Origin of the sequence: Alistipes sp. (assembly GCF_020026455.1) — a bacterium.
Taxonomy (GTDB): domain Bacteria; phylum Bacteroidota; class Bacteroidia; order Bacteroidales; family Rikenellaceae; genus Alistipes.
The window spans coordinates 62,807-71,413 of the sequence record NZ_JAHHQJ010000018.1; the positions used below are offsets into that span (position 1 = coordinate 62,807).

The 8,607-nt window shown below is 52.4% G+C and carries 7 protein-coding genes; 6 read left to right on the top strand and 1 reads right to left on the bottom strand.

The features are described from left to right. From csm2 to QZ460_RS09735, 6 genes are all read left to right on the top strand, one after another. The gene (gene csm2 / locus QZ460_RS09710; RefSeq protein WP_290541382.1) at positions 1-459 is read left to right on the top strand and encodes a type III-A CRISPR-associated protein Csm2; all 459 of its coding nucleotides are present in this window, start codon (positions 1-3) and stop codon (positions 457-459) included. Positions 460-487: 28 nt separating this feature from the next. Continuing rightward, positions 488-1,132 (top strand): type III-A CRISPR-associated RAMP protein Csm3, encoded by a 645-nt coding sequence (gene csm3, locus QZ460_RS09715; protein ID WP_290541383.1) that lies wholly within the window; start codon positions 488-490, stop codon positions 1,130-1,132. A gap of 3 nt (positions 1,133-1,135) precedes the next feature. Beyond that, positions 1,136-2,101 carry a type III-A CRISPR-associated RAMP protein Csm4 gene (gene csm4 / locus QZ460_RS09720; RefSeq protein ID WP_290541384.1) on the top strand — a complete coding sequence of 322 codons (966 nt, stop codon included), beginning with the start codon at positions 1,136-1,138 and terminating at the stop codon, positions 2,099-2,101. Positions 2,102-2,117: 16 nt separating this feature from the next. Next, complete coding sequence (gene csm5 / locus QZ460_RS09725; RefSeq protein WP_290541385.1) at positions 2,118-3,257, top strand: type III-A CRISPR-associated RAMP protein Csm5; 1,140 nt, start codon at positions 2,118-2,120, stop codon at positions 3,255-3,257. 197 nt (positions 3,258-3,454) lie between these two features. After that, positions 3,455-5,563, top strand: a complete 2,109-nt coding sequence (locus tag QZ460_RS09730) for an AAA family ATPase (RefSeq protein ID WP_290541386.1) — start codon at positions 3,455-3,457, stop codon at positions 5,561-5,563. After that, entirely contained in the window at positions 5,551-8,037 is a 2,487-nt protein-coding gene (locus QZ460_RS09735; RefSeq protein WP_290541387.1) for a hypothetical protein, read from the top strand. The genes QZ460_RS09730 and QZ460_RS09735 overlap by 13 nt, the downstream gene beginning before the upstream one ends. An 83-nt stretch (positions 8,038-8,120) precedes the next feature. Here the strand turns inward: QZ460_RS09735 and QZ460_RS09740 are convergent, their stop codons facing one another. Beyond that, a complete protein-coding gene (locus tag QZ460_RS09740) occupies positions 8,121-8,531 on the bottom strand; it encodes an AAA family ATPase (protein WP_290541388.1) in 411 nt (136 codons plus the stop codon). Positions 8,532-8,607 lie beyond the last annotated feature (76 nt).

The following is an 8,607-nucleotide window of genomic DNA, read 5'->3' on the forward strand; positions in this document are numbered from 1 at the left end:
ATGGCTAACGGTTTTTACATCAATAATAACCGCAGAGGTAATTCCCAGAAAAACGGACCGGACACCTACGAACAGGAGAAAAACGAGATTCTCGCCCGATTCCGCGACAAATGGATTACCGACGGAATCGACAACGACGGAGTGGATTTTTGCCGTTGTGCCGCAGAATTTCTCCAACGGCAGCATATGTCGTCCTCCTATGTCCGCAACATCTTCGGAGAACTGAAACGCATCGAATCCAAAGGATTCGCCCAAAGCCGTGTGGATTTCTATCTGTTGCGTCCCAAAGTGGCCTATGCCACGGCCCGCGCCAATGAGCGGCGCATCAGAATGGATCTTTTCAGAGAAATCTACGAACGCATGGCCCCCCATGTGAACGACGACCGCACTTTCAAGAATCTGATCAATATGATTGAAGCCATCATCGCTTTCCACAAAGCCTGCGGCGGCAAGGATTAACCTCACCTCCCCCTAAAACCTATCGGAAATGGAAAAACTTGTCAAGAAAATTAAATACACGGCCGAAATCGAATTATTGAGCGGCCTGCATATCGGCGGAACAAATATCGCGATGGCCATCGGCGGCCCCGACAAATTCGTGGTGCGCAACCCCATAGACCAGAAACCCTATATTCCGGGAAGTTCGCTCAAAGGCAAGATGCGTGCACTGCTGGAGATGGCTCTGGGACAATATGACATGAAAAACGGCAAGGCCTCGCCTTGTTCCGACGCTTCGAAAGCCTGCGGCCACCTTTTCGGCACGGCGGCATCGGGCGAAAAGTCACAACCCTCACGCGTCATTGTCCGCGACGCCCTGATGACCACCCCACCCGACGAACTGACCAACACCGACCTCTTCCTCACCGAGGCCAAGACCGAGGTTTCCATCGACCGCATCACGGCGCAGGCCAATCCCCGCACCAACGAACGCGTTCCTAAGGGGGTGAAGTTCCGTTTCGAGGCCATAGTCAACATCTTCTCCGACGATAACGAGCCGGAATTGTGCCGCAACTTCGAGAAGGCCGTCCACCTGCTTGAAGACGATTATCTGGGAGGCAACGGTTCTCGCGGATACGGACACATCGCCTTCCGTGACCTCAAACACGAGGAGAAAACCATCGAAAACTATTAGACCATGTCCACGACATTGAAAACAGTCTGCCTGCGGTTCGATTCGGGATTCCATCTCGGTTTCGGCCGGGGAGAGGAGTATGACCGAAGTGCAACGGTACTTCATTCCGACACCATTGCCGGAGCGTTGTGCAGTATCCGCGCACAGATGGGCGAAACCGACATCAGAGGATTTCTGAACCGTTTTCGTGTTAGTTCGGCCATGCCCATATATCGCGGCCGTCTGTTTCTGCCCCTCCCTCCCGACAAGAGTTGTCTCCGAATGCGTGGCGACGACCCGATGCTCAAACGTCTGAAACGTTTGGAGTGGGTGGAGCAACCCCTATGGGATCAACTTGCCGAAAAGGGACAGCTCGAAATGGACGCTCCAATGATCAGTCGGTGTGGCACGGCCATCGTATGTGGCAGAGGTGAAGAGGTGATGTTGCAACGCCGCTTCCTGGAGCAGAAGGTCTGTGTCGGACATCATGACGACGATGCCGAGCCGTATTTCTTCGACCGTGTGTTCTGCGGCGAGGAAGTCGAACTGGGTGTTGTCTATGAAGCGGACGACGACGAGGAATTCAAGACGACATGGGAGGCATTGTCCGACATCGGATTCGGCACCGGAAAGACTATGGGAAACGGACAATTCAAGGTCGGCTACCGCGAATTTCCCATTCGTCTGCCCCAATCGGATAGCTGTCAACTGCTTTCCCTGTGGATTCCATCAGCAGACGAATTATCCGGAGGAACTCATTTCGGGGGTTGTTACCGATTGCTGAAACGGGGCGGCTATATGGCCGGCGCTGCTTCGCGACATCTGCGCCATTTTGTCAAGAATGAGGTTTGGACAATCGCCGCAGGGGCGGTCATTGCCGGCCGCCACCCGCAGGGCACGATTGTCGACTTGCGCCCCCGAAATGTTGATTGCCACCCTGTCTGGCGCGACGGACGTGCCGTCTGTCTGCCTTTCAAATACGCCGAATAGCATGGAAAACAGTACTATGATACGCACGAAATGCCGGTTGAAAACCCTTATGCCCTGCCACATCGGTTCGGGCGACATTCTGCTGAACAATCAGGATTTCATTGTTGACGGCTACCAAATCGGAATTATCGAACCGCGTAAGATTTTCAATATTGTCGGTGAACAGGGCATCGACCTGTGGTGCCGCGCCATCAACAACAATAAAAACATCTATACCCACCTCCACCGTATAAACGACAGGATTCGATTGAAGGATTTTTGTCGGAGGACAATGCCCGTGTATGGAGAAACTTCGAATGTGGCAGAACTTCGCGAGCAACTCCGAAGCGGGAAAGCCGCATGTATTCCGGGCAGTTCACTCAAAGGTGCCATAGTGACCGCTCTCATGTCTTCGAAAACCTACGATGCCGACAAATTGCTGGATAACATACGCCCAGCGAACAACCGCATCGTAGACAGGGTGTTTTCTTCGGCTCCGCAATATGACCCTAAAAATTCAGAACTGAGATTCCTGCGTGTGGGAGATGCCTGTTTCGATCAGGTTCCCACCTGTGCCTTTCACTGTGTCAGCTTGAATATCCGTTCGGGAAGGTCACCCCTTCTCGACGAAAAGGTACATCAGTTGGTCGAATGTATTTATGCCGAAGATCCGGTAGAGTTCACCATCGATCTGCCCGATTCTCAAAGCCGTTATTTTCGGGACATTACGGTCTGTGGCCCCCAAATTCCCCATGCGCTCACCTCGCCGAGGGCATTATTGCGCTGTATAAATGACCACACGAAATCTCTGCTTGAAGAAGAATTGGATTTCTGGCAGGATTATGACAACATAGAGCTGGACAACTATCTGCCGCAGATAAAAAAGATGATGGACGAATGCAATGCCTGTACCGACGGCCGTTCGGCTGTCATGCGTGTGGGCTACGGTTGCGGTTGGAATTTCATTACCGGAGCATGGAGCTGCCGTTGTACGGAAAACGACGATCCCGACAAGTGGCAAGATATTCTTGAGCTGGCCCGAAAAGACCGAAAGGGACGCTATGACGAATATCCGTTCATCAAGACCCGACGTATCTTTTATGACGGGCCGAAGGAACCCATAATGCCTTTCGGGTTCGTGAAAATCGAATTGCAGGATAGAACAAAACGGAAATAATAACTGAAGAGGGGTGCCGAGAACAGTCGTACCTCTCTTCTGTTATCCATTTTATTGACGACCTTTGAAAGTATGGAAATTGTTTCTGCAAATTACACATTGCCGCTCAGCAAGTTGACAAAATATTTTGTATATTTATAGTCGGATTGCCCGACACCGTGTCGGACATAATATTCCACCCTAAAAAACCAACCGACATGCAACTCTACCCCCAACAGGCTGAAGCCCTCGACGCCATGGAACATTTCATAGAGAGTGACGACGCTGTCTTCATTCTCAAAGGTTATGCAGGAACGGGCAAGACCACCATAATCAGTGCCTTCTGTGAAGCACTCGCCCGCCATGACCGACAGCCTCTGCTCATGGCACCCACAGGACGTGCCGCCAAAATCCTCGGGGCAAAAAACGGCAGGAACGCCACAACCATACACAAAGCCATCTATCACCGTTCGGGCTTCAGATTTGTCGAACACGACGAAAACGGAGACCCTCTCACCCACCTCTCCGCCGACAAACCGCAAGCCGAGGTGGACGACATCGACATCTTTTTCGACATTCGCAACATTACCGACACCTGTGAGGCCGCGAAAACAGTGATTGTCGTCGATGAGGCGTCGCTCGTGAGTTCCAGGCCCACACATGCGGAGATGATACATTTCGGCACGGACAATCTCATGGACGATTTGCTGACCTTTGCCCAACTTTCGCTGGGTTGCAAAATCGTCTTCGTGGGAGACCCTGCCCAACTGCCGCCCGTGGGCGACAACCGGTCGGCGGCCTTGAGTGAGGACTACTTCAGACTGCTCGACATCGGCGTGCGGAGTTTCACCCTTACCGACGTCGTGCGACAGAAGGGCGACAGCCTCATATTGGCCAATGCCATGAAAGTGCGCCATGTGCTGGACTCGACGGTGCGCAACGCGTTGTGTTTCGACCTCAAGGAGGGAGAGGTCGAAGCCCTGACGGAAGACGAGGTGGTGACAAGATACACCCGAATCTGTCCGCAACCCCGACTCAACCAAAGTGTCATCATCTGTTTCAGCAACTCGCAGACCCAGCTCTACAACCAAGCCGTCAGACAACAATATTTCTCCGACACGGCTCTGCACAAAGGCGACATTCTGCAAGTGGTGAGCAACAGATACTCAACCGCTCCGGATTGCGAGACGCTGTTCAACGGCGACTTTATCCGCCTGACGGAGGAACCTTCTCCGGTGGAGTTTCACAGCATTCCCGTGTGGACCGAGCGTGCTGGGAAGAAGGAGCGTGTCCCCATCGAATTGCAGTTTCAGGACATTGTCTACGAAACCGAAAAGGGGGAAATGGGACAATCGAAGATTCTGACCTCACTGCTGTACAACAATCGTCCGAGACTCTCACGCGAAGAGTCGGTGGCACTCTATATCCTCTTCAGAATGTGCAACCGCACCCTGCAAAGAGGAAGCAGGGAATATGCTCAACGGTTAATGGCCGATGCTTACTTAAATGCCTTGCAGGCCAAATTCGGCTATGCCATCACCGCTCACAAGGCACAGGGCGGAGAGTGGAACACGGCCATTGTCGACTACAACGGCCGCACAGGATTGGACAATGACTCGCTCCGCTGGAACTACACCGCCACCACACGTGCCGCACGATGTCTGCTGGGAGTGAGCCTGCCCCACATCACACCGTTCAACAGATTCAGTATCTCGGACATACAGACCTCATCGAAACCGCAGGCCGAAGTCATCTGCATCAAGGACTCCACATGCGACCACCTGCCTCCGACGGCCACCCCCGCACAAAAGGCCAAATGCAGCAGCATCGCCGCGGCACTGGCCGAACTGAATTGCTCGATACAGTCAGTCACCTGCAAGCCCTACCGCGACCGCTATACGATTCAGGGTACTTTCGGCGAGAAGGTATTTGACTGTCAATACAATGGCTGCGGTATCTATACGACCTTCTCGTCGTTGCACCCGTCGGACGACGACACTCCAATCATGGAGGCCCTTCGTGACCGGCGTTGCTACGAATACGACAGCCGCTATACGCCCTCCATCGGGTGTCTGGAGCAACTGCGGAACATGGTACTCTCGGCGGCCGACCAGACCGATGTGAAAATCACGGGTATCAGGGAATTCCCCACACAATACTATGTACTTTACGGATTAAAGACAACGGCACCGTATGCCACTCTGCAATTCTACTTCAACGGCAAGGGATTTGTCACCCGTGCGCTGGCCGCTTCGGCCATGGGCGACAAAGACGAACTGTTACAACAACTCATCACCTGTATTCAACAACGGACATGTCAGCAATAAGTTTTAAAGAGATAATGGCCCTGCGTCATCAGGGCCGGCTCAACGAGGCCTATGACATGGCACAAAACATGACGCAGCAAGACCCCGGAGCGTGGGCCGACACCGCCTTGTTTTGGGTGTTGCACGACATGGTCCTGCAAGCTGTCACCCAACCTTCGGAGCAGTATCACCTGCAGGCCGACAGTTGTCTGCAACGAATGGAGAAACTGCAACCCCACATCACTTCCCCCGATATGGGAAAGGCGACCATATCAAAACTTCGGAAATCAAAGACTCCGCATTCCGCCGAACTGGCACAATGTGTCTCACTGTCGAAAACCGACCCTGCGGCGGCTTACCATCGGGCAATCGCCGTTGCAGGAAAACAGGCCGTACATCTGGAAGAGTGCCTCCATGAGGATTTCGGCTGGATTCTCTATCGCTACCTCAAATCGCAACTCGACCGGCTCACCTCGGTGGAGGTACGCTGCCTGTTGCGCGATTACATGCTGTTGAAGAATCCCAGTCCGTCGATGCTCCACTCCAGTATTCTCAATTTTGCACTGAATTTCTCGAAGCAGCACGCCGACTTTGTCTTCCCGAATTTTCTAAAGCTATGGGGGTGTGCCAACCTCCGAAAGGAAGACCTGCACGATACATACACCGACGACAACAAAAAAATCCCTTCGCTTCTGTCTCGCATCTGCTCTCGGCTGGCAACGACAGACACGCCAATGACAGAGGAGATGATAACGGCGACAGGACTTGCCACCTCAACAATCGTGGACATGTACCGCACTCCGTGGTTCTGGGACCTTAACGCCCTGCGGAAGTCGAACGAAACGGACAAATTTTGGAAAGGGCTTGATACCTATGCCCGACATTTCGGTCGCTTCGCCGCCACCGAACATCATTCGAAGATATTGCGACAGGCACTGTGGGTGGTCGATGAGCAACATACGTCGGCATTGATGAACATCGTGGAGCGATGTAAGGACGCGGGCCTGCACGCCGACGACTGGACGCCGGAAGAGGGCAAAGACGGCAACACCTATCTTCCGTTTGCCGTACGACTTGCGAAAAAATGTTTCGAGTATCTCAAAAAACACCCTCATCTGCGCGGGAATTCCACACTGTCGGACCTTACGTCCGGTCTCTATGACGCCCTCGAAGAGCGGCATCTGGGCGATGAGTGGACTGCTCGACAACGTGCCATCATCTCGGTATGGAGGGGAAATCCGCAAGCGGCGCTGGCACAATACCGCCACTTGTTGAAAACCATGGGCGACAAATACTACATCTGGCAGGAGATGGCACAATGTGTCGACGATGCGTCGTTGCGTGTGGGCTTCCAGCTGCGCGCCCTCCATCTGGCGAAAACCGATGATTTGATAAGTCCGTTACGTCTGCAGACGGCGCAGACTTTTCTCGAAATCGGCCGTCCCGACGAGGCGAAAAAACTTCTTGAGGCCTATGCCCGACATCGCAAAAGCCAGGACGCTTCATGCCCCGACTCATGGCGCAGACTCTCCGAGAAGGCCGACGCAATGCCCGTTCCACCTTCTCCGTTCGATGCTAAAACAGCCATATTCGATGCCATGAATCATATTTATGCAGAGTACCCGTGGAGGGATTATGTATTGATCAACCGTTTCGATGTCAACGGCAAACCCAAAGTCGCATTTTCCGACGGCACCCTCTCCTTCACGGTATCGCCCAAGCGTTTCGCCATCACCCGGCAGACAGAAGAAGGTACCGTCTTCCGATTCCGCTGCATGGTCGACGGAGGACGGACAATACCGCTCATGGCACAACGCTCCGACGCATCGAAGTGGAGCATACTCCCCCGACAATTCGGCCATGTCGTTCATGTCAACACCGTCAAGTCGATAGTATCGATGGTGACCGCCGAATCGAAGGAGACTTTCTTCCCCGTTCCACAACCGACATTCAAGGTCGGTGATTTCATCACGTTCCACTCCTACAAACGTACCAAAAAGGACAATACGACGATAGTAGAAGTCATAAACCCTGTCATATGTCCTTCTGAGGAGGCATTGCCCCATTTTCCCCATCGGCTGGTTGCGGTGGGCCATGTCAACCCTCAAAAGGAGTTGTTCCACGTTGTAATGGGCAACGGGCAGAGTGGCGATGTTATCAAGTTCAAGCATACGGCGTTGCGACCCCATGTGGGCGACATACTCCGCATGACTTACTGCACGCGGCAGAACAGGGAGGGGCAGAGACGGCTCATGATGCTCGATCTGCAACCCTCTGACGAAACCTGCGACTCATTGGTCAGGGAAGTGAACGGCTCTCTGCAGTTGAAATACAAATCAGACTTCTCTAAAGCCGACTTTGGATTTGTAAACGACTATTACGTTCCCCAATCGCTTCTTCAAAAAGAAAACATCTACGAAGATTGCGAGGTCTGCGCAACGGCAGTTGCAAAAGGAGGAGGCAAATGGGAGGTCTTCAGACTGGAAAGGATATAGTGCCATGATTTTCTTTCGCCACAGACAAAGGGCTCATAACGGAAATCTGTCCGGACAGGCTCGACACATCCCAATATATTCGGTCACAGGTCTCTGTTTTCTTCGAACAGGTATTTGAACATTATTTGCGGATTTTCAAGGAATTGCTGGGTGATTAGATAATGGTCCGTAGATTCATACTCCACTTCTTCGATTCTGTTTTCCGATAATTGCAGGATTTGTGCGCCCGGAAAACCCATGAGTATCGGGGAATGTGTCGAGATAATGAACTGCGAACCCTTTTTGGTCAAATCGATGATTACGGCCATCAGAGACAGCAGTCTCATCGACGACAGCGCTGCTTCCGGCTCGTCGAGAATATAGAATCCGTTTTCGCCGAATTTATGTTTGATTACGGTCATGAATCCTTCGCCGTGGGATTGGCAATGAAGTGACTTGCCGCCATATAAGGATTTCCCGACTATTTTGATTGTCGTTTTCGATTCTTCATCCAATAATATATCAATATATTCATCAATAATAGTCCGTTAAAAATTCAACATATTGGCTAAGCGGCTTCTGCCACTATGC

Excerpts from the sequence above, each read along its gene's own strand:
- csm4 (WP_290541384.1), top strand. The coding sequence starts at position 1,136 with ATGTCCACGACATTGAAAACAGTCTGCCTGCGGTTCGATTCGGGATTC.
- csm3 (WP_290541383.1), top strand. The coding sequence starts at position 488 with ATGGAAAAACTTGTCAAGAAAATTAAATACACGGCCGAAATCGAATTA.
- QZ460_RS09735 (WP_290541387.1), top strand. The coding sequence starts at position 5,551 with ATGTCAGCAATAAGTTTTAAAGAGATAATGGCCCTGCGTCATCAGGGC.
- QZ460_RS09730 (WP_290541386.1), top strand. The coding sequence starts at position 3,455 with ATGCAACTCTACCCCCAACAGGCTGAAGCCCTCGACGCCATGGAACAT.
- csm2 (WP_290541382.1), top strand. The coding sequence starts at position 1 with ATGGCTAACGGTTTTTACATCAATAATAACCGCAGAGGTAATTCCCAG.
- csm5 (WP_290541385.1), top strand. The coding sequence starts at position 2,118 with ATGATACGCACGAAATGCCGGTTGAAAACCCTTATGCCCTGCCACATC.